A 25,403-nucleotide genomic window follows, 5' to 3' on the forward strand; every position below is an offset into this window, starting at 1 on the left:
ATGAACCACAAGATCCTCGCGACGCTGGCCGCCGCTGCCTTCGCCCTCGCCGCCGGCCTGCCGTGGGTGGCCAGCGAGTTCGTGCAATCGCTGGCGCTCGCCTGCCTGATGTACATCGCGCTGGCCACCAGCTGGTCGATGTTCTGCGGCGCCACGCGCTACCTGTCGCTGGCCACCTCGGCCTTCTTCGGCGTGGGCGCCTATTGCAGCGCGGTGCTGCTCGACGTGCTGCCCTGGCCACTGGTGATCGCCTGCGGCGCGTTGCTCGCGGCCGTCGTGGCGCTGGTGATGGGCGCGGCGGTGCTGCACCTGCGGGGCACCTACTTCGCGGTGCTCACCTTCGGCATGACCGAACTGATCCGCCATGCCGTCACCTTCGTCGAAAAGCAGATGTCGGGCACCGTGGGCCGCGTGCTGGCCGTGGTGCCGGAAGAGAACACCGTCTACTACACGCTCCTGATCATCGCGTCGCTCTCGGTCGGCGTGGCCGTGTGGGTGCGCGGCAGCCGGTTCGGCCTGGCGCTGGCCGGCATCGGCGCCGACGAGCAGCGCGCCCAGACACTGGGCGTGAACACCCGGCGCGCGAAGATCGCGGGCTTCGCGCTCACCGCCTCGTTCGCAGGCGCGGTGGGCGCGGCCATGGCGGTGCGCTGGACGTACATCGAGCCCGCCGCCGTGTTCAGCCCCTTCATCGGCTTCCAGACCGTGCTGATCGCGCTCATCGGCGGCGCCGCCAGCGTGGGCGGGCCGATCGCCGCGGCCATCGTCTTCAGCCTGCTGGCCGAGACGCTGCGCCTGCAATTGCCCTACGGCTACATGCTGGTGCTCGGGCTGCTGCTGGTGCTGTGCGTCATGTATCTGCCCGGCGGGCTGGCATCGCTGTGGCAACGCCGCGCCACGGGCAGGGAGGCTGCGCGATGAGCGAAGTGCTGTTGCAGGCCGAACAGGTCTCGGTGCGCTTCGGTGGCCTCACGGCCGTCGACGCCGTCGACTGCACGCTGCGCGCGGGCGAGCTGGTCGGCATCATCGGCCCGAACGGCGCGGGCAAGACCACCTTCTTCAACGCGATCTCCGGCGTGCAGCCGCCGACCAGCGGACGGCTGCTCGTCGCCGGCACCGACCTGACCGGAAGCGCGCCGCACCACTTCGCGGCCCACGGCATCGCGCGCACATTCCAGACGCCGCGTGTCTTCCCCGACATGAGCGTGCGCGACAACGTGCGTTTCGGCATGCAGTTCGCCGGACGCGGCCGCCGCGCACCGGCGGGCCTGGCCAGCGAAGGCGAGATCCTCGCCATGCTCGGACTGGATGCGCTGGCCCACGAGGATGCCGGCGCCATCACGCCGTCGCAGCAGAGGCTGCTCGAGATCGGCATGGCGCTGGGCACCCGCCCGCGCGTGCTGCTGCTCGACGAGGTGGCGGCCGGCCTGACCGAAGCCGAGGTCGATGCCATGGCGCGGCGCATCCGCCGCCTGCGCGACGAATGGCAGCTCACCGTCGTGTGGATCGAGCATGCTGTGGGCACGCTGCTGCGCTACGTGGAACGCGTGCTGGTGCTCAACCAGGGCCGCAAGATCGCCGACGGCACGCCGGCAGAAGTGATCAACGACGCACAGGTCATCGAGGCGTACCTGGGCGACGAACTTGCGGAAGGGATCGACGCATGAACGCAGCCTCCATGCAGGTGCGCGGCCTGGGCGCCGGCTACCACGGCTTCTCGGTGCTGCGCGAGATCGACCTTCAGGCCAAGCCCGGCATCACCGTCATCGTCGGCCCCAACGGCGCCGGCAAGACCACGCTGCTGCGCGCGCTGGCCGGGCTGATGCCGCGGGCGGGCGAGGTGCTGCTCGACGGCGATGCCCTGCCCGCCAACGACGCCACTGGCTGTGTGCGCCGCGGACTGGCGCTGGTGGCCGAAGGGCGCCAGCTGTTCCCGCAGATGACGGTCACCGAGAACCTCGAGCTCGGCGGCTGGCTGCAGTCGCCCGCCGAACGCGCGCGCCGGCTCAAGCAGGCCTTCGACGACTTTCCCCGCCTGCGCGAGCGCGCCGGCCAGCTGGCCGGCACCATGAGCGGCGGCGAGCAGCAGATGGTGGCCGTGGCCCGCGCCATGATGAGCGTCCCGCGCCTGCTGATGCTCGACGAGCCTTCGCTCGGCCTGGCGCCGCGCATGGTGGCCGAGCTGCTCGCCATCGTCACGCGCATCGCGCGCGAACAGGGCGTGACCGTGCTCATGGTGGAGCAGAACGTGCGCAAGGCCCTGCAGGTGGCCGACTATGGCTACGTGCTCGAACGCGGCCGCATCGTGGCGCAGGGCGACAGCCGCGAACTGCTGGCCTCCGACGTCATCCGCCGCGCCTACCTCGGCACCGCCTGAACCCTTTCCTTCCCCCAACGGAGACTCGTTCCATGAGCAATCTTTCGATGCTGATCGGCGGCCAGCCGCGCGCGGCGTCCACCGGCGCCACCTTCACCCGCCGCAATCCGCTGGACGGCAGCGTCGCCACCACCGCGCCCGCCGCCTCCGCCGACGATGCCCGCGCCGCCGTCGATGCCGCGGCCGCTGCCTTTCCGGCCTGGTCTGCCCTCGGCCCCGGCGAGCGCCGCGCCTACCTGCAGAAGGCCGCGCATGCGCTGGAGGCCAAGGGAGCGGCCTTCGCCGACGCCATGGCGCGCGAGACCGGCGCCTCGGCCATGTGGGCCGGCTTCAACGTCCACCTGGCGGCAGGCATGCTGATGGAAGCCGCCGCCCTCACCACGCAGATCAACGGCGACGTCATTCCCTCCGACGTGCCCGGCAGCCTCGCGATGGCACTGCGCCAGCCGGCCGGCGTGGTGCTGGGCATCGCGCCCTGGAACGCGCCCGTCATCCTCGGCGTGCGCGCGGTGGCGGTGCCGCTGGCCTGCGGCAACACGGTCGTGCTCAAGGGTTCGGAGATCAGCCCCGCCACCCACGGCCTGATCATCGAAGCACTGCAGGAGGCCGGCCTGCCGGCAGGCGTGGTCAATTTCGTCACCAACGCGCCGGCCGATGCCGGCGCCGTGGTCGAGGCCATGGTGGCGCACCCGGCAGTGCGGCGCGTGAACTTCACCGGCTCGACCCGCGTCGGCCGCCTGATCGCGCAGACCTGTGCCAAGCACCTGAAGGCCACCGTCCTGGAACTGGGAGGCAAGGCACCGCTGCTGGTGCTCGACGACGCCGACCTGGACGCCGCGGTGAATGGCGCCGCGTTCGGCGCCTTCGCCAACTCCGGCCAGATCTGCATGTCCACCGAGCGCATCGTGGTCGACGAGAAGGTGGCCGACGAATTCGTCGCCCGCCTCGCGGCGAAGGCCTCGGCCCTGCCGCTGGGCGATCCGCGCGAAGGCCCCGCGGTGCTCGGCTCGGTGGTGGACATGGCCACGGTGGAGCGCTGCAATGCGCTGATCGACGATGCGCTGGCCAAGGGCGCGACGCTCGTCACCGGCGGCAAGGCCGCCAACACGCTGATGCCGGCCACGCTGATCGACCATGTGACGCGCGAGATGCGCATCTACCACGACGAAAGCTTCGCGCCGGTCAAGGCCATCGTGCGCGTCAAGGGCGTGGACGAGGCGGTGCAGGTGGCCAACGACAACGAGTTCGGCCTGTCTGCCGCGGTGTTCGGCCGCGACACGGCACGCGCCCTGAACGTGGCGCGCCGCATCGAGTCGGGCATCTGCCACGTCAACGGCCCGACGGTCCACGACGAGGCGCAGATGCCCTTCGGCGGCGTCAAGGGCTCGGGCTGGGGCCGCTTCGGCGGGCGCGCCGGCATCGACGCCTTCACCGAGCTGCGCTGGGTAACCCTCCAGACGAGCGAGCGGCACTACCCGTTCTGAAAACCCGGCGCAGGACCCCGTCGGGCTGGCCGGGCGTTGCCGCGATGGTGCAAGATGCACATCCGAGCCACGAACGCCGCGCGCGAAGAAATGAACAAGGTCCTGCGCCTAGCCCTCTACACGCTGCTTGCCCTGGTCCTCACCAGCGTCTTCGCCCTGGTGCTGATCGTGAAGTTCGCACTGGCGCCTTCGTCGGGCGAATGGTCCGAGCGCGTCAGGATCATCGGGCCGGTCGAAGCCGAGCTGGGCATGCCCACGGTGCTGCGGCTGGCCACCGTCTCCTGGTTCGCGCCCTGGCTGTCCGGCCATACGCTCGACACCCGATTCGGCCCGGTGCTCCTGGGCTGGAACGCCACCAGCAAATCGCTGGTGATGACCTGCGCGCCCTGCCAATGGTCGGAGCCTGAGCTGGGCGACAAGCCCATCGCGCTCGAAAGCTTCGAGATCACCGCCAGCCGCGACGTGGATTTGCTCACCGGCACGCTGCGCGCCACGCCGGCGGGCAGCCAGGCGGCCGGCGGTGCCACCGACCTGCGCGGCCGCTGGAACGGCCGGCTGACGCAAAAGGGCCTTTCGCTTTCCTTCGACGTGGGCAGCGCGCCCATCGCGCAGTGGTACCAGTTGCTGGCCCCCGGCCTGCCCGAACTGCAGCGCGCCCGAATCTCCGGCACGGCCACGATACAGGCCAAGTTCTCGCTGCCCGAGCGCACTTACAGCGTCAAGCCGAGCCTGACCCAGTTCAGTGTTGAAGGTCTGGGCGTGACGTCCCTGATGGTGTCGCGCGCCGCCGCCTGCGGGCCCAGCGCCGGCCTGTCGGAAGGCAGCTGGGTGGCCAAGGCGGCATTGGGCGCGCTCGACCCGGAATACAAGGATCACCCGGGCTACGACCCGGCCAGCCTCATGGTGGCGTCCGAGGTGCAACCCGGCCTCAGCCCGGCCTCCGGCGAGAAGCCGGCGAAGAAGAGGAACGACAAGGCGGCGCCAAAGGCAGGCGCACCGGCCGCCGCCACGGGGGCGGGCGGGGCCGTTTCCGTCCGGCAGCCCGCGCCGCCGCCGACCCTGGACGAGCGCGTCGTGCGCCTATTGCTGCCACCGCTGCCCAACGCCGGCCAGCAGCGCCTGCGCGAGCTGCTGTACGTGGCAGAACTCGAACGCTCCCCGGGCAAGGACGGGCTGCTCGCAGGCTTCCTCGACATGGCCCCGTGGGGCGACAACATCTGCGGGGCCGAAGCCGCCGCTCGGCGCTACTTCAAGCGCAGCGCCAACGGCCTCGCACCAGCCCAGGCGGTGTGGCTCGCCACCTTGCTCGACGATCCGGCAGGCCGCGTCGCCCGCTGGCAGTCCGAAGGCCAGATCGACCGGGAACGCGCCCGCCAGGTGGTGCAGGGCATGAAAGACGTCAACGGCGGACAGCGTGCCGCGCTCTACAGCACCCTGTCGCGCGCCAAGTTCCCGCCGCCGTGAGCGAACCCGGCTTGTCGGCGCAGCACGTCGAGGCGATCGAACGCGCCACGCTGGCCGCGGTGGCGCCGGAGGCGGTCGATGCGCTGCAGGACGACGCCGGCGCGAACTGGCTCCTGCCTTTCGACCCGGGCACGGTCGGCCGCGCGCACAGTGCCGTTCCCTTGTCCCATGACCGCGCCCCGGACGACGCGGCCGCGTGGATCGCGCAGGTGCAAGCCCGCTACGCCGCGCATGGCCTTCCGACCCGCTGGCGCCTGGCGGACGTTGCGGCCTTCGACGACCTGCGGCAAGCCCTGGGCGAACTCGGCTACCGGGGCGCCAAGCCGACCCTGACCCACACCGCCCTGGCGAAGGACGTGCTCGACGCCTTCCCGCTGCCAGGCCCGGACAGCGACATGGTGCGGCTGGACGATGCACCGGACGAGGGCTGGGCCCGCGTCTTTCTCGGCCCCGGATTCGACCCGGTCGACGCCGCCAGCCGAGTGAAGTCGTTGAGCCGCGGCAGCGGCAACCGCTTTGCCAGCGCACGGCTGGAAGGCAGGACCGTCGCGGTCGGTGCGCTTTCGGTTGCGCCGCAGTGGGCGGGGGTGCATGGCCTTCGCACCGAACAGGCGCTGCGCGGCCAGGGCCTGGCCGGTCGCATCCTCCGCGCCATGGCGTTCGAGGCCGTGCGCAGCGGCGTGCCACGGATCTTTCTCCAGGTCGAGGAAGGCAATGCGCCGGCGTTGGCGCTCTACCGCCGTGCCGGCTTCGACTTGGCCTGGCGCTACCGCTACTGGGCCCGGCCCGACTGAAGCACCACGCTTGACGCGGCCGCGCCTCGTTCTGGTGCGCGCCGACGAGTCCGCTCGCCGCCCGCCGATGGCACATGTCTTGCGATGCGTGCCTTCATGGACGCAGCCAATCCCACGGCGATCGAGATCGTCGCCCTGACCAAGCGCTATTCGGTCGACATCGCCCCGGCGGTCGACCAGATCGACCTGCGGATCGCCAGCGGCAGCTATTGCTGCCTGCTGGGCCCCTCGGGCTGCGGCAAGAGCACCACCTTGCGCATGATCGCCGGCCACGAGTCCGTGACGCAGGGCGACGTTCTGCTGGAAAACCGCAACATCACGCGGCTGCCCGCAGCGGCCCGCGGCACCGCCATGATGTTCCAGAGCTTCGCGCTCTTTCCCCACCTGTCCGCCCTCGACAACGTCGCCTTCAGCCTGAAGATGAAGGGCGTGGCCAAGGCCGAGCGGCAACGCCGCGCCGGCGCTTTGCTGGAACGCGTGGCCATGGGCCACCTGGCGCAGCGAAAGCCGGCCGAGCTTTCCGGCGGGCAGCAGCAGCGCGTGGCGCTCGCCCGTGCCCTGATCACCGAGCCCAGGGTCTTGCTGCTCGACGAGCCGCTGTCGGCCCTGGACCCCTTCCTGCGCGTGCAGATGCGCGCCGAGCTGCGCCGCTGGCAGAAGGAGCTGGGACTGACTTTCATCCACGTGACCCACTCCCAGGAAGAGGCGATGGCCCTGGCCGACACCATGGTGGTGATGAACCACGGCCTGATCGAGCAGGTCGGCTCGCCGCACTCGGTCTACAACCATCCGGCCAGCGAGTTCGTCGCGCGCTTCATGGGCGGACACAACGTGCTGGCAACGCCGGAAGGTCTCGTGGCGGTGCGCCACGACCACATGCAGATTGCCCTGGCGGCAGAAGGCGCGGCCACGCCGGGCTTGCCCGCGCAGATCACCGACATCGAATACCAGGGCACCTTCGTGCTGCTCGGCCTGATGCTGGCCGACGCACCGCCGGCCATGCAATCGGTCTCGGTGATGTTGCCGGAAGCCCGCTACCTGGCCCAACCCTTCGAACTCGAACAGATGGTGCGCCTGTCCTGGGCGCCCGAACACGCCCGAGTGCTCGGTCCTGGTGCACAGCGGCCCGCGCCGCGCGCCACCGTGCCGGCCAAGCCCCGACGCGACGAACTGGCAGCCATGGCGGCCTGAGCGCAAAGGCACGCCGCCTCCGGCGCGCACGCCCTTGCCTGCCACACCCGAAAACCCTGTCCTTCCGATCAACCAACCAACCCAACTCAACCGGAGGCTTCCTACATGTCCGACAACACGACCGATCCCAAGAACCAAGGCATCCAACGCCGCGCGCTGCTGCAAGGCACGGCGGGCATCCTGGCCACGGGCATCGCGCCTTTCGTGCATGCGCAGGAGAAGGTGGTGCTGCGCTACCTGGGAACGGCGGTCAACCAGGACAAGGCCATCGCCGAGAAGTTCAAGGCCGACACCGGCATCGAGATCCAGTACGTGGCCGTCACCACCGATGACGTGACCAAGCGCGCGGTGACGGCGCCCAACAGCTTCGACCTGATCGACACCGAGTACTTCTCGCTCAAGAAGATCGTGCCCACCGGCAACCTCAAGGGCATCGACACCAAGAAGATCAAGAACGCCGACAAGATCACCACGCTGTTCACCAAGGGCGAGGTCGGCGGCAAGAAGGTCGGCGACCAGGGCACCGCGCCCAAGAAGGTCATGTTCCTCGAAGGCGAGAAGAGCAAGAAGTTCAGCGCCACGCCCACGCAGTACATGACGCTGATCCCCACCGTCTACAACGCGGACACGCTGGGCATCCGGCCCGACCTGATCAAGCGCCCGATCAGCTCGTGGGCCGAGCTGCTCAATCCCGAGTTCAAGGGCAAGGCGGCGATCCTGAACATTCCTTCGATCGGCATCATGGACGCGGCCATGGTCGTGGAAGCCAAGGGCATCCACAAGTACGCCGACAAGGGCAACATGACCAAGGCCGAGATCGACCTGACCATCAAGACGCTGATCGAGGCGAAGAAGGCCGGCCAGTTCCGCGCCTTGTGGAAGGACTTCAACGAGTCGGTCAACCTCATGGCTTCGGGCGAGGTGGTGATCCAGTCGATGTGGAGCCCGGCCGTGACCGCCGTGCGCACCAAGGGCATCGACTGCGTGTTCCAGCCCCTGAAGGAAGGCTATCGCGCCTGGGCCGCGGGCTTCGGCGTGCCGGCCACGCTGTCGGGCAAGAAGCTCGACGGCGCCTACGAGTTCATCAACTGGTTCCTCGACGGCTGGGCCGGCGCGTACCTCAACCGCCAGGGCTACTACAGCGCCGTGCTGGAGACCGCCAAGGCCAAGATGGAAGCCTACGAGTGGGCCTACTGGATGGAAGGCAAGCCCGCCGCGCAGGACATCAAGAGCCCCAACGGCGACCTGCTGGCCAAGACTGGGTCGGTGCGCGACGGCGGCAGCTACGAACAACGCATGGGCGGCATCGCCTGCTGGAACGCGGTGATGGACGAAAACGAGTACATGGTGCGCAAGTGGAACGAGTTCGTTGCTGCATAAGCCACCCGCAGGCGTTGATCGCCTCGTTTTCTTGTTGCTTGTATGAACTGGTTTGATTGAATGAGCGGTTCTGTCGGTTCGGGTCGGGGGGGTTCGTGGGAACCCGCGCAGGGGGTGGCGGCCTGGTGGCAGGCGGCGCCGTTTGCGCTCGTGTTCGGGGTGTTCTTCCTGCTGCCGCTCGCGCTCGTCGCGGTGGTGAGCCTGTGGAACTTCAACGAGTACGAACTGATCCCGGCCGTCACGCTGCGCAACTACTTCAGCATCTTCGAAGGCTGCTCGCGGCTCACTGACAACGGCGACTTCTGCGTCACGCTGTCCACGTACCTCAGCACGCTCAAGTTCTGCCTCATCGTGTGGGCGGTGACGCTGGTGCTGGGCTTCGCGGTGGCGTATTTCCTGGCCTTCCATGTGCGCTCGGCCACGACGCAGACGGTTCTGTTCGTGCTGTGCACGGTGCCGTTCTGGACTTCCAACGTCATCCGCATGATCTCGTGGGTGCCGCTGCTCGGACGCAACGGACTGGTCAACCAGAGCCTGATGGGCATCGGGCTGATCGAGCAGCCGATCGAATGGCTGCTCTTCTCCGACTTCTCGGTCGTTCTGGCCTTCGTGCACCTGTACACGATGTTCATGATCGTGCCGATCTTCAACAGCATGATGCGCATCGACCGCTCGCTGCTCGAGGCGGCCAGCGATGCGGGCGCATCGGGCTGGCAGACGCTGTGGAACGTGGTGGTGCCGCTGTCCAAGACGGGCATCCTGATCGGCTCGATCTTCGTCATCACCATCGTCATGGGCGATTTCGTCACCATCGGCGTGATGGGGGGCCAGCAGATTGCCTCGGTCGGCAAGATCATCCAGGTCCAGACCTCGTACCTGCAATTCCCGCTGGCCGCCGCCAACGCGGTGATCCTGCTGGCGGTGGTGCTGATGATCATCTGGGCACTCACGCGCCTGGTGGACATTCGCAAGGAGCTCTGAGCGCGCGATGCCGGGACTGAAACACCACCACCTTCGCGAGCCGCGCCCGGCCGGCTTCTGGCCGCTGCTGATCGTCTTCGCGCTCTTTGTGCTGTTCCTCTACGGGCCGATGCTCACCATCTTCGTGCTGAGCTTCCAGGGCCCCGAGGGCGGCCTGACCTTTCCGCTTCGCGGCGTGTCGCTGCACTGGTTCCGCCAGTTGGCCGAAGGGCTCGGCACGGTGGACATCGGCTCGGCCTTCCGCCGTTCGCTGATGCTCGGCGCCGTGGTGATGCTGCTGACCGTGGCGCTGTCCGTGCTCGCGGGACTGGCATACCGCAAGCGGCTTCGCGGCGGCGACGCACTCTTCTTCGTCACGGTGGCCAGCCTGATCATGCCGTCGATCGTCGTCTCGCTGGGCATCGGACTGCAGTTCCGGCTGCTCGACACCGGCATCAAGGATGCATTGGGCGCACTGGGCGCCGAGGGCACGCTGGAGAACTACGGCACGGCGCTGGGGCTGCTGACCTCCGCGCTGGGCGCGCACCTGACATGGACGCTGCCCTTCGGGCTGCTCATCATGTTCGCCGTCTTCAACCGCTTCAACCCAGCTTACGAAGAAGCCGCGCGCGACCTGGGCGCCACGCCCTGGCAAGCTTTCTGCCATGTCGTGCTGCCCTTGATCGGACCTTCGATCGTGGGCATCGGCATGTTCGGGTTCACGCTCAGCTGGGACGAGATCGCGCGCACGTCGCAGGCCATTGGCGACGTCAACACGCTGCCGCTCGAGTTGCAGGGCCTGACCTCCACCGTGACGACGCCCGCCATCTACGCGCTGGGCAGCGTCACCACCATCGTCTCGCTGCTGGTGATGGGCTGCACCCTGGCGGCGGTGGCCTGGTTGCGCCGCCGATCCAGCGCCAGGCGCACGAGCTGAGGTCGATGTCCACACTGCTCGTCATCAACCCCAACACCTCCGTCACCGTGACGGCAATGCTGCAGCATCACGTCCATCAGGCGTTGGGCCCGACGGTGCAGGTGCGTACGCTCACGGCGCGTTTCGGCGCCACCTACATCGCCTCGGAAGCCAGCTACGCGGTCGCGCACCATGCGGTGCTCGATGCCTGGGCCGTGGCCGTCAGCCAGGGCCCCAGTCCGGACGCAGTGCTGATCGGCTGCTTCGGCGACCCGGGCCTGTTCGCGCTGCGCGAAGGCGCCGGTGTTCCGGTGGGGGGCCTGGCCGATGCGGCGTTCGCGGCAGCGGCACGCTACGGCCGATTCGCGATCGTCACCGGCGGCGAACGCTGGCGGCCCATGCTGGAGCGCCTGGCCGTCTCCCTGGGGCACGGCGCCGCGCTGGCCGGCATTCATACCGTCGCGCCTTCCGGCTCCGAACTGGCGGCCGAACCAGCCCGTGCGCGACGCCTGCTCACACAGGCCTGCCAGGAGGCAGCCGCCCGTTTCGACGCGCAGGCAATCATCCTCGGCGGCGCCGGCCTCGCGGGCATGGCCGAACAGATCGCACCGGAGCTGTCCCTGCCGGTGATCGACAGCGTCATCGCCGGCGCCCAATGGGCTGCCGAGGCCATGCAGCAGCCTGCGCAGAGGCATGCGAGCACCAACTTTGGCGTGACCTGGGACAACCTCTCCTGGGAAATGACTGCCCTGCGCTGAGGTCGGCCCGCGGTGCGCCAGTGCCCATGTCCCGGGCACGGTTGCGCGGGCGGTGTCACCATCGATGTTCACCGCCTTGCAGATCGAACCCATGCCGGAGTCCACCGATGAACCATGAACCGACCCAAGCCTCCCACGTCGAAACCGACCCCGTCGCGGCGCCACGCGGCATCGACCACATCGTGGCGGGCGTCTCGACCAGCGACGGCGACGGCGTGAAGCTCACCCGCGTGCTCAACCAGACGCTGCAGCAGCGCCTCGATCCCTTCCTGATGCTCGACGCCTTCGGCAGCGACAACCCGGGCGACTACATCGGCGGGTTTCCAAACCATCCGCATCGAGGCTTCGAGACGGTCACCTACATGATCTCCGGCCGCATGCGCCATCGCGACAGCGCCGGGCACGAAGGCCTGCTGCAAAACGGCGGTGTGCAATGGATGACCGCCGGCCGCGGCCTCGTGCACAGCGAACTGCCCGAGCAGGAAGAAGGCCTGATGGAAGGCTTTCAGCTCTGGCTCAACCTGCCGGCCAAGGACAAGATGCGCGAACCCTGGTATCGCGACATCCAGAGTGCCGAGATCCCCGAATACACGAGCGATGGCGGCGTTCATGTGCGCGTCATCGCCGGTCACAGCAACGGCGTGGCGGGCGCCATGCAGCGCGAGCACACGCAGCCGCTCTATATCGACGTCACGATGCCACCTGGTAGCGAGTTCCGGCAGGCCCTGCCGCCCGATCACAACGCGCTGGTCTATGTGTACCGCGAGTCGGTCTTCATCGGCAGCAGCGAGATTCCGACCAAGCGCATGGCCATCCTCGAAAACACGCCGCAATCCGATGGCGTGGCCCTGCGCGCGCCGGCCACCAACCACAGCCCGGCGCGGCTGCTGATGATCGCGGGCAAGCCTCTGCACGAGCCGATCGCACAGTACGGTCCGTTCGTCATGAACACGCGCGAACAGGTGATGCAGGCCGTCCACGACTTCCAGCAGGGGCGGCTGCGCTGAGCCCGGCTGCCTTCACCCTTCTTTACCAAGGCGTGGCAGCAGACTCACAGAACGGAAACCCGCGCCGACCAAACTGCATTCCAAGGGTTCCATGTCGGTAGCCCCACCCAAGGAAAGGAAGCTCCATGTTCACACGTTCAAAGCGACTGTTCTCCATCGGCCTGCTGGCCGGCGCGACCGCGCTGGCGGCTTCTGCGCAAACCACCACCGCACCGGCCGCCGCTCCGTCGGCGCCTGCGGCCACCGCTGCACCGGCGCATCCGGGCATGCACAAGGAACGCTTCGAGAAGATGCAGCAGCGTCGCGCCGAGAGGCTCGATGCACTGAAGGAAAAGCTCAAGCTCGAATCCTCGCAGCAAACCGCCTGGAACAGCTACACGGACGCGCTCAAGCCCCCGGCCGCCGGTGAACGTCCGCAGCGCCTGAAGCGCGAAGACTTCGCCAAGCTCACCACGCCGCAACGCCTGGACGAGATGAAGAAGCGTCATGACCAGCGCGAGGTTGCGTTCGAAAAGCGTGCCACCGCCACCCGAAGCTTCTATGCGACGTTGTCGCCGGAGCAGCAGAAGACCTTCGACGCGGAAACCCTGCGCTTCGGTCCTGGCGGCCAGCGTCATCACCGCCATCACGGCCCGGGCGGCCCGAACGCGCCGGCTTCGATGCCCGAGAAGAGCTGACGCAACGAGCGAGATGGCAGGGCGACCTGCCCTCGCTCCAACCATCGCAAGAGGCCGGCAGACGCGTAGTCCGCCGGCCTCTTGCCTTGTAGGACGCCTGCGGCTGTGCCCAGGCCCTTCTTCGAACGCGGCGACTGTCCTACAGTGCGGGCGAGGTGCGCGCACTACAAAGGACGCTGTGCAAGCTACCACCGCCACTGAACCTCTTCCCGCCAACGATCCGGCACCACCTCGCTCCCTGAAGGTGATGACGGTCAACACGCACAAGGGCTTTGCCGCGCTCAATCGGCGCTTCATCCTGCCCGAGTTGCGGGAGGCCGTTCGCACGGTCGGCGCAGACCTGGTGTTCCTGCAGGAAGTGCTGGGCACCCACAGCCGCCACGCCAGCCGCATCACCGACTGGCCGGAGGCACCGCACTACGAATTCCTGGCCGACAGCATCTGGCCGCAGTTCGCCTATGGCCGCAACGCCGTCTATCCGCGCGGCCACCATGGCAATGCCCTGCTGTCGAAGTTTCCGATCGTCCACCACCGCAACCACGATGTCTCGATCGAAGGCCCCGAGCGCCGTGGCCTGCTGCACTGCGCGCTGGAACTGCCCGGGCGCGACCTGCAGGTCCATGCCATCTGCGTGCATCTGGGTCTGGCCGAAGGACATCGGCGCAAGCAGCTCGAGCTGCTGTGCAAGATCGTGGAGGCTGAAGTGCCCACCGAATCGCCCTTGATCGTCGCTGGCGACTTCAACGACTGGCGCGGTCGTGCGCACAAGGTTCTGGACGAGCGCATCGGGCTGCGCGAGGTGTTCCTGCATGCCTACGGGCGTGCTGCACGCACCTTTCCGGCCCACATGCCCTTGCTGCCGCTCGACCGCATCTATGTGCGCAACGCAGCCATCTTCGCGCCGCTGGCATTGCCGCGGCGCCCCTGGTCGCACCTTTCAGACCACGCCCCCTTGGTCGCGGAGATTCAACTGTGAAGCGAGGTTTCATCGGCCACGGCCAATGGGTGCCGGGCAATCAAGTCGTGTTGCTGGAGAACGGCGAGGAGTTCTATCCGCGCCTGTACGAATGCATCGAAAAGGCACAGCGCGAGGTGGTGATCGAGACCTTCATCCTGTTCGAGGACGAGGTCGGCAAGGAACTCCACAAGGTGCTGATGGCGGCCGCCAAGCGCGGCGTCCGTGTGGATGTGCTGTTGGACGGCTTCGGCTCGCCGGATCTTTCGGTCGACTTCCTTCGCTCGCTGATGGATGCGGGCGTCAAGCTGCGCGTTTTCGATCCGGGCAAGCGGCTGCTGGGCCAGCGGCTCAACATGATCCGCCGCATGCACCGCAAGATCGTCGTCATCGACGGCGAGCGTGCCTTCGTGGGGGGCATCAATTTCTCGCACGATCACCTGCGCTCCTTCGGCCCCATGGCCAAGCAGGACTACACGGTGGAATTGACCGGCCCGATCGTCTCGCAGATCCATCGCTTCGTCATTCATGCGATTGCGCTGGGCGCCAAGGGTCCGAGCTGGTTCCGCCGGCGCCTGCGCGCCACCGAGCCGGCCGATATCCAGGAGGCCGGCTCCGCCGAAGTGATGTTCGTCACCCGTGACAACCGCCGCCACACCGACGACATCGAACGGCACTACCGCGCCGCCATCCGCAGTGCGCGCAAGCGCATCGTGATCGCCAATGCCTATTTCTTTCCCGGCTATCGGCTGATCAAGGAACTGCGCCGGGCCGCCCGGCGAGGTGTCGACGTGCGGCTGATCCTGCAGGGCGAGCCTGACATGCCGATCGTCAAGACGGCGGCCAGCCTGCTCTATCACCACCTGCTTCACGCGGGCGTGAAGATCTACGAATACTGCGAGCGTCCCCTGCACGGCAAGGTGGCGCTGGTGGACGATGTGTGGAGCACGGTGGGATCGAGCAACCTCGATCCGCTGAGCCTGTCGCTCAACCTCGAGGCCAACGTGATCGTGCGCGATCGCGAATTCAACGAAGTCCTGTGGAACAACCTCTCCGGGTTGATGGACGACAAGTGCCAGGTCATCGAAGCGGAGCAGTTGTCGACCGAATGGAGCGGTTGGCGCCTGGTGCGCAGCTTCTTCGTTTTCCACTTCCTGCGCTACTACCCGCGCTGGGCGGGCTGGCTGCCCCGGCATGCGCCGCGCCTTCAACCTCCAGAAGCGCAATGGCCTCAGCTGACGCGCACCGACGCCCAGTCTCAGCCGACGATCACCGAGCACGCATGAGCGCCGGGCTGGCCGAGCCGGACCGCGAGATGTCCGGCCGGCCAGCACCAGTTCCCGGCAAGCTCCGGCGCTGGGGGCGCCGCGGGCTGCTGCTGGTGTTCTTCGCTGCCATCGGCGGCCTGCTGTGGCGACAGGCCCGCACCATCGAATGGGGCCAGGTACTCCAGGCTGCCAGCGATCTGCCCTGGACCACGCTGCTTGCCGCCACCGCCATCGCAGCGGCCAGCCACGCCCTGTACAGCACCTACGACCTGTTCGGCCGCCGGTTGACGGGCCACACGCTCGGCGCCGGGACGGTGATGGGCGTGACCTTCATCAGCTACGCATTCAACCTCAACCTGGGTTCGATGGTCGGCGGCATCGCCTTCCGCTACCGCCTCTACGGTCGGCTGGGGCTGCGGGCGCATCAGACCACGCGCATCCTGGGCATGAGCCTGGCCACCAACTGGAGCGGCTACCTCCTGGTGGCGGGCACCGCGTTCTTCTTCTGGCCGCCGGAATTGCCCCCGAGCTGGAAGCTCGACAGCGGCGGTCTTCACATTGCAGGCGGCATCGGCCTGGTGCTGTCGGCGGCCTACGTGCTGCTGTGCGCCTGGTCGCATGGGCGCCGCTGGATCGTGCGAGGCCATCGCATCGAACTGCCGGGCCTTCGCATGGCACTCGTCCAGGTGCTTGTCGCCAGCATCAACTGGTGCCTGATCGGCGCTGTCGTGTGGGTGCTGCTGCAGGGCCGGGTGGACTATCCACACGTGCTGGCGGTGCTGCTGTGCTCCGTCGTGGCCGGGCTCATCGTGCGGGTGCCGGGCGGGCTCGGCGTGCTGGAGGCCGTGTTCGTCGCCCTGCTGGACTATCGCGTTCCTCAGAGCGAATTGTTGGCGGCTCTGCTGGTCTACCGCGCCGTCTATTACCTGCTGCCGCTGTTGCTGGCTTCGCTGGCCTATGCGCTGACCGAAGTCAGGGCGCGCCGTCTGCGGGCGTCGGCGGCAGCCAGGGGCGCTGCAAGGGCAGCCGCCGTTCAGCGACGCGCTTGAGGCAGCCCGGCAACCAGGCGCTTCAGTCCAGCACCACCAAGCGCAGCAAGGTGATCTCGGAAGGCGCGCCGAAACGCTTCGGCGGCCCCCAGTAGCCGGTGCCTCGGCTCACGTAGATCCACATGTCCTGCAGGCGATGCAAGCCGGCGGTGAACGGCTGCTGCAACGGCACGAAGAAGTTCCAGGGAAAGAACTGCCCGCCGTGCGTGTGGCCGGACAACTGAAGTTGGTAGCCCGCCTCCACGGCCACCGAAGCGCTGCGCGGTTGGTGCGCCAGGAGCAGGCGCGTCCAGACCTGCGGCGGCGCGTCCTGGATGGCGGCGTGCGGGTCGCTCGCGTGCGAAGCGTCGAAATGCTCGGCGGTGAAGTCGGTCACGCCAGCCACCACCAACGCGCTCTCGTTGATTTCCTCGTCGGTCTGCGCGCCGTACACGTTGCGGGCATGCAGGACGACGTGTTCGTTCATCAGCACCGTCATGCCCAGCCGCTTCAATTCGTCGATCCAGGCGTGCGCGCCGGCGTAGTACTCGTGATTGCCCGTCACCACGAAGGTGCCGTGCCGCGTCTTGAGCTTGCCCAGCGGGGCGATGTGGCGGCCCAGTTCGGCCACGCTGCCGTCGACCAGGTCCCCGGTGATGGCCACCATGTCGGCGCCCAGCCGGTTCACCGATTCGACGATGCGCTCGATGTAGCGAACGCGGATCGTCGGCCCGACGTGGATGTCGCTCAGTTGCGCGATCGTGAAGCCGTGCAGGCCGGCCGGCAACCGGGCGATCGGGATGTCGATCTTGCGCACCGTGGCGGTTCGCCGGGCGTTGAAATAGCCGATCACCGTGACCAGGCTGGCCAGCATGACGACCACGCCGGCGCTGAGCACCCGACGCGACTGCATGCCCGCAGGCGAATGAGCGGCCAGGGTGGTCCAAAGCCAGTCGCCGATCAGGAATACCTCGCGGAAGAGCGAAAAGACCAGCAGCGAAGAAAACCACCCCATCGACACCAGGCCCAGCCACTGCAGCCACCTCGGGATCTGCTGACGCCGCGCCAGCAGCGGCAGGGGCATCGTCAGTGCCGACACGACCAACAACACCGCCAGCGCAGGCCAGGCGGTGCTGAGCTGAGCAACGCCGGGCAGCAGGCGAATGCCGAGCACGACGTGCAGCAAGACGACGAGAAGGGTGACCGGAGCGAAAAGTTTCATGGATTTGGCAAACAGGGCTGCCAGTATGCTGCACTGCAATATTTCTCGCAGTCAGCCAACTGCTTGCGAAGGTAAATAAACCCGCTTCGGAAGCAAAAATGGGGGTGCTTCCCCTGGTGGCCGAGCCAGTCACCACGCCGACGCGGCGTCGCCAGCGCCCGCGGCGGCGGGCGCTCGCATCTTCGTCAAGACAGGCAGGAGATCAGAGCGCAGCCTGAGTCTGCACCGGCTGTCCGAGGTTCGAAGGCCACACGAACAGGGCCTTGGCCGAACCACCCTGCACCACATTCAGGCGCTGGATGAGCGTGAGCCCGTCCATCGTGGCTTCCACCGTGTAGGTGCCTGGCCGCAGCCGCGCCAGCAGGAAAGGCCCGTCGGCTCGCACATCCATCAACTGGAAATCGTTGTACGCATCGCGAACGCGCAGGCGCACGCCAGCCACCGCACTGCGCTCGCCTGCCTTGCCCTGATTGGCGGCGAACTGAAAGCTCGCAGCCCAACGGGGCGACACCATTTCCATGAACGCGCGCTCTTCGCCGCCACTGCCGCCGCACATGAATTCCACGCCTTGCGGCGTCATCTGGATGGACGGATTCTGGAAAACCGCGGCTTGGGCTGCGCCAACCGCACCAAGAACGGCCAGCGACAACGCCAGCGGCCGGCAGGAAGCAAGAAAACGGGTCATGAGAGCAACAAGAACAGTAGAGGGTGACCAAGCTTTAGCAAGAGCCGGGCAAGGCATCTCTTGTAACTAACTGGAAACGAATTCGCGACGGGAAAAACCCGTTGTCCCTCGGGCCGGAATCTCGAAAACCGGGCCTTCCCTTCGCGACGCGGTGTTGTTGCGATTCATCCAGTACGTGCCAATGCCACTTATGCCTATCACTTGTTCTTAAGGTATTAATTCAAATTAGTAGTAGTAGTAGAGGTGGCCCCTGGCTGTGGAGATCGGTCTTTTCTTCAACGCATTCAAGGACTTGGCAACTTCTGACCACTGTGCGTAGCTCCGCTTCCGTGCTGTAGCGCCAACATGAACAAGATCGGGGTGCGCTTCCCGCCTGTGGACAAGTGTGCGGTTGCTCAAAAACTGTCCCCAAAGTTGTGCTTTGACACCGCTTTCAGAACACGTTAAAGGGGCTTCGGGCGATGAGTTTTCCGCTGCTCAAATTTTGAGCATTCTGTAGTTTCTATTTAAAAATCAATAGGTTACAGACGTATTACAGAAAGCTCCTAAAGTTGTTCACAGACTTACCCAAGGTTTTTGGGGAGAAGCCCGCGTCGATCGGCCGAGGCCCAGGCCCAGGCCAGGCCGATGCGCCTAGCCTGTTCAGGAACGGTGCACTGGCAGCGCATTGAGCGGAATGCGCAGGTAGGCCACTCCGTTCTCGTCCGCCGGTGGCAGCTGTCCGGCGCGCACGTTGACCTGGATGGACGGAAGAATGAGCGTCGGCACGTCGAGCGTGGCGTCGCGCGCCGTGCGAGCGGCCACGAATGCGTCTTCGCTGATGCCGTCGCGCACGTGGATGTTGCTGGCGCGTTGTTCGGCCACGGTGGTCTGCCAGCGCGGTTCGCGCGAGGCCGGCGGATAGTCGTGGCAGACGTACATCGTGGTCTGCGGTGGCAGGCTCAGCAGCTTGCGCATCGAGGCATAGAGCTGGCGCGCATCGCCACCCGGAAAGTCCGCTCGCGCGCTGCCGACGTCGGGCATGAACAGGGTGTCGCCCACGAAGACGCTGTCGTCCAGCAGATAGGCCATGTCGGCCGGCGTGTGGCCCGGCACCAGCATGGCGGTGGCCTCGACCTCACCGATCTTGAACACCTCGCCATCCTTGAAGAGATGGTCGAACTGGCTGCCGTCCGGCAGGAAATTTCGCTCCAGGTTGTAGAGCTTCTTGAAGGTGGCCTGCACGGTGCGGATGTTTTCGCCGATGGCGATGCGGCCGCCGAGCAGCGTCTGCACATGGCGGGCACCGGACAGGTGGTCGGCATGGGCATGTGTCTCCAGGATCCACTCGACTTGCAGGCCGTTCTTCCGCACGTAGTCGACCACCTTGTCGGCGGCCTCGGTGCTTGTGTGGCCGGACTTGAAGTCGTAGTCGAGCACCGGGTCGATGACGGCGGCGCTTCGCGTGGCGTGGTCCCAGACGACATAAGAGACCGTCCAGGTACGGGGGTCGAAGAAGCCTTGCGTGGTCGTCTGGGTTGCCATGGAAACCTCCGGTGTCGCCGTTCAGTTGGTTGACGAATATTATATAAATCAACATAATATTGCAACCATACCTGTTTCTCGTTCACCCCTCGACATGAACCATCCCACAACCGCCATCGATCCGGAAGCCCTGCGCAGCGCCGCTGGCCAGGCCGTCGCTGCGCTCAAGGTGCTTGCCCACGAAGCCCGGCTGCTGCTGCTATGCCAGCTGTCGCAAGGCGAAATGTGCGTCAGCGACCTGGAAGCGACGCTGGGCATCCACCAACCCACCCTCTCGCAGCAATTGGGCGTGCTGCGCAGCGAAGGGGTCGTCCAGACCCGCCGCGAGGGCAAGAACATCTTCTACAGCGTGGCCGACCCCGCCCTGCTCGAAATCCTCGCCCTGCTCTACCGGCTCTACTGCCCCAAGGAGGAATGATGTCGATCGACTGGAACCACTTCACCCCCCTGGCTGCCCTGGTCGGCGGCGCACTCATTGGCCTGGCGGCTGCCCTGCTGGTGCTGCTCAACGGCCGCATCGCCGGCATCAGTGGCGTGCTCGGCGGGCTGCTTCGACCCATGAAGGCGGATGTCGCCTGGCGAATCGCCTTCGTTGCCGGACTGCTTGGTGCGCCGCTGGTGTACAGCCTGGTTGCGCCATGGCCCGAACCGCAGATCGACGCCGGATCCGGCGCACTGATCCTTGCCGGCCTGCTCGTGGGCATCGGCACCCGCTATGGCGCCGGTTGCACCAGCGGGCATGGGGTCTGCGGCATTTCGCGCATGTCGCCCAGGTCGCTCGTCGCCACCGGCGCCTTCATGGTCGCTGGCTTCGTCACTGTCTACGTCGTCCGCCACTTGCTGGCGGCATGAGGAGTTCAACATGTACGTCATTGCATCGCTGATCTCCGGGCTGATCTTCGGGCTTGGGCTCATCGTCTCCGGCATGGCCAATCCGGCGAAGGTGCTGGGTTTTCTCGACCTGGCCGGGCCGTGGGATCCGTCCCTGGCCTTCGTCATGGGCGGCGCCATCGCTGTGGGTGCCGTGGCGTTTGCGCTGGCCGCCAAGCGCACGCGGACGTTGCTTGGTACGCCCATGCGCTTGCCTACCGCCACCCAGATCGACCGTCGCCTGGTCCTGGGCAGCACCGTGTTCGGCATCGGCTGGGGCATTGCGGGCTTCTGCCCTGGACCGGCGCTCGTGGCCCTGGGGATGGGCAACACGAAGGCGGCCCTGTTCGTGGCGGCCATGCTGGCCGGCATGCTCGTCTTCGAGATGTTCGAGCATCGCGCGCGCACCGCTGCACTGGCGACCAAGTAAGGCGTCAGGCCCGGGTGATGGCCTCCGCGAGCACGGCTTCGATCAAGTGCGCGCAGTTGCTCGTTCGCGTGGCTGCATCGATGGTTCGCGTGCCCATGTGGAGCGCCCAGACGGGCCGTCTGGCGTCGACGCAGACCGAGGTCTTCGCGCCGCGCACAGCGCGCCGCGAAAGGCGCAAGTCGAAGCCGCGCGCACGGGCGGCGCGCAGGAACGCCGCCGCGGGTTGTGCGGTCGCATCGCCGATGAAGTCGATGCGTCGTGGCGCCTTCTCGCCTTCGAGCGCCTGCTCGATGGTCCAGAGCTCGCCCAGTCCGTGAAGCGGATGGCAGCCACAGCCCAGGCCGCAGAACACAGGAATCCCGGACTGCTCGGCCAGCGCGCGCACGGTTGAAGGTGACAGCGCCATGCAGTCCATGGCGCCGTAGAGCCGGCCGAAAAGCCGGGCGATGGCGTGGAGTTCCTGCTTCGCCACGGCGTCGGTCTCGTCGAAGCGGATCAGCACGGCCTTGCCGCCAAGCGCCTCGATGGCCGCGTGCAGTGCCGAGCGCGCCTCATCCCAGCCGGGCGGGCGGACGAGGGCGACATGGGCCCCCTTGAGCAGAGGGGCGGGCTTCGCGTCCCCAGCATCCTTGAAACGTCGAGCGCGACCGAACAGCGCCTGCAGCTTCGATGCCGAAGCCAGCGAGTCGTCCAGCACAGGCGGCAGAAATGGGGTCTCCAGGTCGATCACCCCCACAAGCTACCCGCCGAGCCCCTGCCCGCTTTTGATGCCCGTCAAGAAATCAAGCGGAGGTGCTGCCTGGTCACCGTTGGTTTACCGAGCATTGACCCAGCGTTACCAAAACAGGGACGCTATTGCATGAAATGTCACGCACTGTGCCTAGCCTTCGATCCACGAACTACCGAGGAGCAGGCTCATGGCCGAAGTGCAGTTGAACGCCACCCAGGACGACACCTTCGCGCAGCGGATCGCGCAGACCTTGCAGCTGTTGAAGACGAGCCTGCCCGTGCAACGCAAGCTGGTGCATGCCGGTGACAAGATCTACCGCGTCGGCCAGGCCTTCGGCGTGCTCCATGTCGTGAGCACCGGCATGGTCAAGACGGTCAATCTTTCAGCGGATGGGCGCGAGCAGGTCGTGGGCCTGCACTTCAAGGGCGACTGGCTCGGCCTGGAAGGCATTGCCACCGGCCACTACACCTGCGACGCCGTGGCGATGGACACTGGCGAAGTCTGGTCGGTGCACTACGACGCGCTGGTCATGGCAGCGATGCGAGAGCCACGGTTGCTGCGGGCCTTGCACGACGCGATGAGCCGCCAGCTGGCGCGCGACCATGATTCGCTGCAATCGCTGTGCGCGCTGCCGACCGACGCGCGCGTGGCGAGCTTCCTGCACTACTGGGCGGACGCCATGGCCAAGCGCGGCTTGCGCACCGACCAGATCTCGCTGCACATGACGCGCGCCGAAATCGGCAACTACCTGGGCATGACCCTGGAGTCGGTGAGCCGGGGTCTGTCGCGACTGGCGCGCAGCGACATCATCCGGTTCCTGGAGAAGGGCCGACGCGAGATCCAGATCCCGCAGGTCGAGGCGCTCGACAGTTTCGTGCGCCGCTCGATCGCCAGCACCACTACCGCGTAGCGTTCAGCACGGTCTCGATCGCCGTTTCCAGCTGCGCCCGCGTGTAGGGCTTGCGCAGCAGGGGCCAATGGCCGCGAGCGTCGGGCATCTCGCCTGAAAAGCCCGACAGCAGCAGCACCGGCAGATGCGGCATCTGCAAGCGCGCCTGCGCCGCCAACTCGTCACCACGCATTCCCGGCCCGAGGAGCACGTCGGTGACGAGGATGTCGATCGGCTGGCTGGCCAGCAGCCCGAGCGCTTCATGCGCGTTCGCACAGGACATGACTTCGCATTCGAGCGATGCCAGAAACGTGCGCGTCACCGCCATCACCTCGGGATCGTCCTCGACCAGCAGAACCCGCATGCCGCATGGCACGCGCGCGGGCGCATTGCTGTCCGAATCGGCCTCGGCACCGGTTGTCGCGCGCGGCAGATAAAGCGTCAGCGTGGTTCCAAGGCCTGGCGAACTCGTCAGCTGCACGGCGCCGCTCGACTGGCGCGCAAAGCCGTACACGGTGGCCAGTCCGAGGCCGGTGCCTCGTCCGCTTTCCTTGGTGGTGAAGAAGGGTTCGAACGCGCGCTCCCGCACGGCCGGTGTCATGCCCGTGCCGTTGTCGGCGATCGAAATGACGACATAGCCATCCTTGTGCGCCACGCCCGCGAGCTCGGGCGGAAGCTCGGACGTCTGCGCGGGGCGGCAAGAGAAAGTCAGCGTTCCGCCTGCCGGCATCGCGTCGCGTGCGTTGATGGCCACGTTGAGCACGGAAGACTCCAGTTGCACCGGGTCGGCCAGGCAATTCATGCCGGGCCGCAGGTCCAATCCGATGACGATGCGCGGATCGATGGTGCGCCGAAGCATGCCCGCCAGCGATTGCAGCAGGCCCGCCACGTCGACGACAGTCGGCTGCAGCACCTGCCGGCGCGAGAACGCGAGCAACTTGGCCGTCAGCTCGCCGCCGCGCTGCGCGGCCCGCGACGCCGCCGTGATCAGCGGTTGCGCAAGGGGATCCCCTTCGATGGCCGGAATCTCCTGCAGGATCTGCAGGTTGCCCGAGATCACCGTCAGCAGGTTGTTGAAGTCGTGCGCAATGCCGCCCGTGAGCTGGCCCACGGATTCGAGCCGCTGTGCATGCTTGAGCGCGTCTTCGCTGCCGATGCGCTGCAGCACCGTCGCGACCATGTTGGACAAGGCCTCGAGAAAGCGGATCTCGTCGTCGCCGAAGCGATCGGGCCGCGCCGAGAAGGCGCAGGCCACGCCCATCGGCCGCCCCTGGTTGGCCAGCGGGGCCGCCACTTCGCTGGTCATGCCCGCATCCAGGTAGCGTCCGGGGATGGCGCAGTTGCCATCGGCCGCCGTCGCGGTGAACAGCATCGGCTTGCCGTCTTGCAGCACGCGCTGCGCCGCCGAACCCGGCTCGACGTCGAACACTTCGCCCACCGCCTCCAACGCCTGAACGCCACGCGATGCCGCCACGCGCCACTGCGCCCCGTTGGGCTGCAGCAAGCGGATCTGGAACAGCTCGATCTGAAGCGCATCGACCGCCGACTGCGCGGCCTGCGCCAACAGCGCATCGGGTTCGCGCGCATTGACCGCCAGGCGGCCGAACTGCGCCAGGCATTCCGCATAGCGGGCGCGCTGCAGCGCCTGCTTCACACGCGGGTATTCGGCCACGCTGCGGATCGCCGCCACCACGTAGGGCAGTCCATGGTCCTGCAGCGGGCTGAGCGCGATCTCGACCCGCACCGAGCTGCCGTCTTGTCGCCTGGCGACCAGGTCCATTTGCGTGCCCATCGGCCGGGGCCTGGGATGCGCGGCATAAGCGGCGCGGTAGGCGGCGTGCTGGGGGCGGACGGCGTCCGGCACCAGCGCATCGACGTGCAAGCCCGACAACGCCTCGGCCGAGTAGCCCAGCAAGTCGCAGGCGGCCGGGTTGGCCAGCTGGATGGCGCCTTGCTGGTCGACCACCAGCAGCGCATCGGGACTTGCCGCGAAGACCGACCGGAAGACCGCATCGTCGTCGAAGGCGGGCGGCATCAGTGCGTCTCCACGGGGAGCGTGAACATGTAGCCCGATCCGCGCACCGACTTGATCATCTGAGGGCCGGCGGGATCGACCTCCAGCTTGCGGCGCAGGCGCCCGATCTGCACGTCGATCGTGCGATCGAAGGGGCCGGCTTCCCGGCCGCGGGTGGCTTCGAGGAGAAAGTCGCGCGACAGCACCCGCCCCGGATGCGCCACCAGCGTACTGAGCAGGTCGAACTCGCCGCCGGTCAGCATCACTTCATGCTGCTGCGGATCGAACAGGCGCCGCGCGCTGCAGTCGAGCTGCCAGCCTGCGAACTTCATCGTCTTTCGCGTCGAGGCGGCGGCGCTTCCGGCGGCCGCTGCCTGCCCCGTCTCCAGCCGACGCAGCACGGCCTTCACGCGAGCGACCAGTTCGCGCAGCTCGAAGGGCTTGGTGACGTAGTCGTCGGCGCCCACCTCCAGGCCCGCCACCTTGTCCACCGAATCGCCACGCCCCGAGACGATGACCAGGCCGCAGCGCCAATGCTCACGCAGCCGGCGCGCAATGGCGAAGCCATCTTCGCCCGGCAGGCCCAGGTCGAGCAGCACCAGCGCAGGCGCATCCTGCGCCATCAAGGTCATCAGTTCGGCGCCGGTGTGAACCTGACTGACCCGGAAGCCGTGGGTTCCGAGGTAGCGGGCCAGAAGTTCGGTGATGTCGGCTTCGTCGTCGAGGACGGCCAGGTGAGTGGGGACTGGAATCACCCGCCGATGTTAGGCCCCCGGCCGG

The 25,403-nt window shown here is 67.2% G+C and carries 26 protein-coding genes; 20 read left to right on the forward strand and 6 right to left on the reverse strand.

Annotation, left to right across the window (positions count from 1 at the left end; translation table 11 throughout):
* From QTH91_RS19855 to QTH91_RS19930, 16 genes are all read left to right on the forward strand, one after another.
* Positions 1–921, forward strand: a complete 921-nt coding sequence (locus tag QTH91_RS19855) for a branched-chain amino acid ABC transporter permease (RefSeq protein ID WP_286661868.1) — start codon at positions 1–3, stop codon at positions 919–921.
* The gene (locus QTH91_RS19860) at positions 918–1,667 is read left to right on the forward strand and encodes an ABC transporter ATP-binding protein (RefSeq protein ID WP_286661869.1); all 750 of its coding nucleotides are present in this window, start codon (positions 918–920) and stop codon (positions 1,665–1,667) included. The genes QTH91_RS19855 and QTH91_RS19860 overlap by 4 nt, the downstream gene beginning before the upstream one ends.
* A complete protein-coding gene (locus QTH91_RS19865; protein WP_286661870.1) occupies positions 1,664–2,377 on the forward strand; it encodes an ABC transporter ATP-binding protein in 714 nt (237 codons plus the stop codon). Before QTH91_RS19860 ends, QTH91_RS19865 begins: the two co-directional genes overlap by 4 nt.
* Before the next feature lie 32 nt (positions 2,378–2,409).
* On the forward strand, positions 2,410–3,861 hold the full coding sequence (locus tag QTH91_RS19870; RefSeq protein ID WP_286661871.1) for an aldehyde dehydrogenase: 1,452 nt from the start codon (positions 2,410–2,412) through the stop codon (positions 3,859–3,861).
* A gap of 90 nt (positions 3,862–3,951) precedes the next feature.
* Complete coding sequence (locus tag QTH91_RS19875) at positions 3,952–5,325, forward strand: transglycosylase domain-containing protein (protein WP_286661872.1); 1,374 nt, start codon at positions 3,952–3,954, stop codon at positions 5,323–5,325.
* Positions 5,322–6,119: a GNAT family N-acetyltransferase gene (locus QTH91_RS19880; protein WP_286661873.1), complete on the forward strand. Its 798-nt coding sequence runs from the start codon at positions 5,322–5,324 to the stop codon at positions 6,117–6,119. The genes QTH91_RS19875 and QTH91_RS19880 overlap by 4 nt, the downstream gene beginning before the upstream one ends.
* Positions 6,120–6,215: 96 nt before the next feature.
* Positions 6,216–7,310, forward strand: a complete 1,095-nt coding sequence (locus tag QTH91_RS19885) for an ABC transporter ATP-binding protein (protein WP_286661874.1) — start codon at positions 6,216–6,218, stop codon at positions 7,308–7,310.
* Between the two features lie 105 nt (positions 7,311–7,415).
* On the forward strand, positions 7,416–8,690 hold the full coding sequence (locus tag QTH91_RS19890; RefSeq protein WP_286661875.1) for an ABC transporter substrate-binding protein: 1,275 nt from the start codon (positions 7,416–7,418) through the stop codon (positions 8,688–8,690).
* A 60-nt stretch (positions 8,691–8,750) separates the two neighbouring features.
* Positions 8,751–9,671 carry an ABC transporter permease gene (locus QTH91_RS19895; RefSeq protein WP_286661876.1) on the forward strand — a complete coding sequence of 307 codons (921 nt, stop codon included), beginning with the start codon at positions 8,751–8,753 and terminating at the stop codon, positions 9,669–9,671.
* Positions 9,672–9,678: 7 nt separating this feature from the next.
* Entirely contained in the window at positions 9,679–10,587 is a 909-nt protein-coding gene (locus QTH91_RS19900; protein WP_286661877.1) for an ABC transporter permease, read from the forward strand.
* 5 nt (positions 10,588–10,592) lie between these two features.
* Positions 10,593–11,324, forward strand: coding sequence for an aspartate/glutamate racemase family protein (locus QTH91_RS19905; protein WP_286661878.1), 732 nt, complete (start codon positions 10,593–10,595; stop codon positions 11,322–11,324).
* 107 nt (positions 11,325–11,431) lie between these two features.
* Entirely contained in the window at positions 11,432–12,331 is a 900-nt protein-coding gene (locus QTH91_RS19910; RefSeq protein WP_286661879.1) for a pirin family protein, read from the forward strand.
* Between the two features lie 125 nt (positions 12,332–12,456).
* Positions 12,457–13,008, forward strand: coding sequence for a Spy/CpxP family protein refolding chaperone (locus QTH91_RS19915; protein ID WP_286661880.1), 552 nt, complete (start codon positions 12,457–12,459; stop codon positions 13,006–13,008).
* A 247-nt stretch (positions 13,009–13,255) separates the two neighbouring features.
* Entirely contained in the window at positions 13,256–13,984 is a 729-nt protein-coding gene (locus QTH91_RS19920; RefSeq protein ID WP_286661959.1) for an endonuclease/exonuclease/phosphatase family protein, read from the forward strand.
* Complete coding sequence (gene clsB / locus QTH91_RS19925) at positions 13,981–15,249, forward strand: cardiolipin synthase ClsB (RefSeq protein ID WP_286661881.1); 1,269 nt, start codon at positions 13,981–13,983, stop codon at positions 15,247–15,249. Before QTH91_RS19920 ends, clsB begins: the two co-directional genes overlap by 4 nt.
* A complete protein-coding gene (locus tag QTH91_RS19930) occupies positions 15,246–16,280 on the forward strand; it encodes a lysylphosphatidylglycerol synthase domain-containing protein (protein WP_286661882.1) in 1,035 nt (344 codons plus the stop codon). Before clsB ends, QTH91_RS19930 begins: the two co-directional genes overlap by 4 nt.
* Positions 16,281–16,302: 22 nt before the next feature.
* On the opposite strand, the gene QTH91_RS19935 is transcribed toward QTH91_RS19930, so the two are convergent.
* The 3 genes from QTH91_RS19935 to QTH91_RS19945 form a co-directional block, all read right to left on the reverse strand.
* Positions 16,303–17,481 (reverse strand): metallophosphoesterase, encoded by a 1,179-nt coding sequence (locus tag QTH91_RS19935; RefSeq protein WP_286661883.1) that lies wholly within the window; start codon positions 17,479–17,481, stop codon positions 16,303–16,305.
* Between the two features lie 202 nt (positions 17,482–17,683).
* On the reverse strand, positions 17,684–18,166 hold the full coding sequence (locus tag QTH91_RS19940; RefSeq protein ID WP_286661884.1) for a carboxypeptidase-like regulatory domain-containing protein: 483 nt from the start codon (positions 18,164–18,166) through the stop codon (positions 17,684–17,686).
* Positions 18,167–18,808: 642 nt separating this feature from the next.
* Positions 18,809–19,690 carry an MBL fold metallo-hydrolase gene (locus QTH91_RS19945; RefSeq protein WP_286661885.1) on the reverse strand — a complete coding sequence of 294 codons (882 nt, stop codon included), beginning with the start codon at positions 19,688–19,690 and terminating at the stop codon, positions 18,809–18,811.
* A 94-nt stretch (positions 19,691–19,784) separates the two neighbouring features.
* On the opposite strand from QTH91_RS19945, the gene QTH91_RS19950 reads away from it, so the two are divergent.
* The 3 genes from QTH91_RS19950 to QTH91_RS19960 are packed head-to-tail and all read left to right on the forward strand — an operon-like array spanning position 19,785 to position 20,990.
* Positions 19,785–20,108, forward strand: a complete 324-nt coding sequence (locus QTH91_RS19950; protein ID WP_286661886.1) for an ArsR/SmtB family transcription factor — start codon at positions 19,785–19,787, stop codon at positions 20,106–20,108.
* Entirely contained in the window at positions 20,108–20,542 is a 435-nt protein-coding gene (locus QTH91_RS19955; protein ID WP_286661887.1) for a YeeE/YedE family protein, read from the forward strand. Before QTH91_RS19950 ends, QTH91_RS19955 begins: the two co-directional genes overlap by 1 nt.
* Before the next feature lie 10 nt (positions 20,543–20,552).
* Complete coding sequence (locus tag QTH91_RS19960; RefSeq protein ID WP_286661888.1) at positions 20,553–20,990, forward strand: YeeE/YedE family protein; 438 nt, start codon at positions 20,553–20,555, stop codon at positions 20,988–20,990.
* 4 nt (positions 20,991–20,994) lie between these two features.
* Here the strand turns inward: QTH91_RS19960 and QTH91_RS19965 are convergent, their stop codons facing one another.
* Positions 20,995–21,720 carry a Rossmann-fold NAD(P)-binding domain-containing protein gene (locus QTH91_RS19965; RefSeq protein ID WP_286661889.1) on the reverse strand — a complete coding sequence of 242 codons (726 nt, stop codon included), beginning with the start codon at positions 21,718–21,720 and terminating at the stop codon, positions 20,995–20,997.
* Positions 21,721–21,907: 187 nt separating this feature from the next.
* Between QTH91_RS19965 and QTH91_RS19970 the strand changes: the two genes are divergently transcribed.
* Entirely contained in the window at positions 21,908–22,630 is a 723-nt protein-coding gene (locus QTH91_RS19970) for a Crp/Fnr family transcriptional regulator (RefSeq protein ID WP_286661890.1), read from the forward strand.
* Here the strand turns inward: QTH91_RS19970 and QTH91_RS19975 are convergent.
* Together QTH91_RS19975 and QTH91_RS19980 are read right to left on the reverse strand one after the other, a co-directional pair.
* A complete protein-coding gene (locus QTH91_RS19975) occupies positions 22,620–24,644 on the reverse strand; it encodes a PAS domain S-box protein (RefSeq protein WP_286661891.1) in 2,025 nt (674 codons plus the stop codon). The two genes, QTH91_RS19970 and QTH91_RS19975, sit on opposite strands and share 11 nt — an antisense overlap.
* Complete coding sequence (locus tag QTH91_RS19980) at positions 24,644–25,378, reverse strand: winged helix-turn-helix domain-containing protein (protein WP_286661892.1); 735 nt, start codon at positions 25,376–25,378, stop codon at positions 24,644–24,646. Before QTH91_RS19980 ends, QTH91_RS19975 begins: the two co-directional genes overlap by 1 nt.
* Positions 25,379–25,403: the final 25 nt, after the last annotated feature.

The sequence above is a fragment of the Variovorax dokdonensis genome (genome assembly GCF_030316895.1).
GTDB lineage: Bacteria > Pseudomonadota > Gammaproteobacteria > Burkholderiales > Burkholderiaceae_C > Variovorax > Variovorax dokdonensis.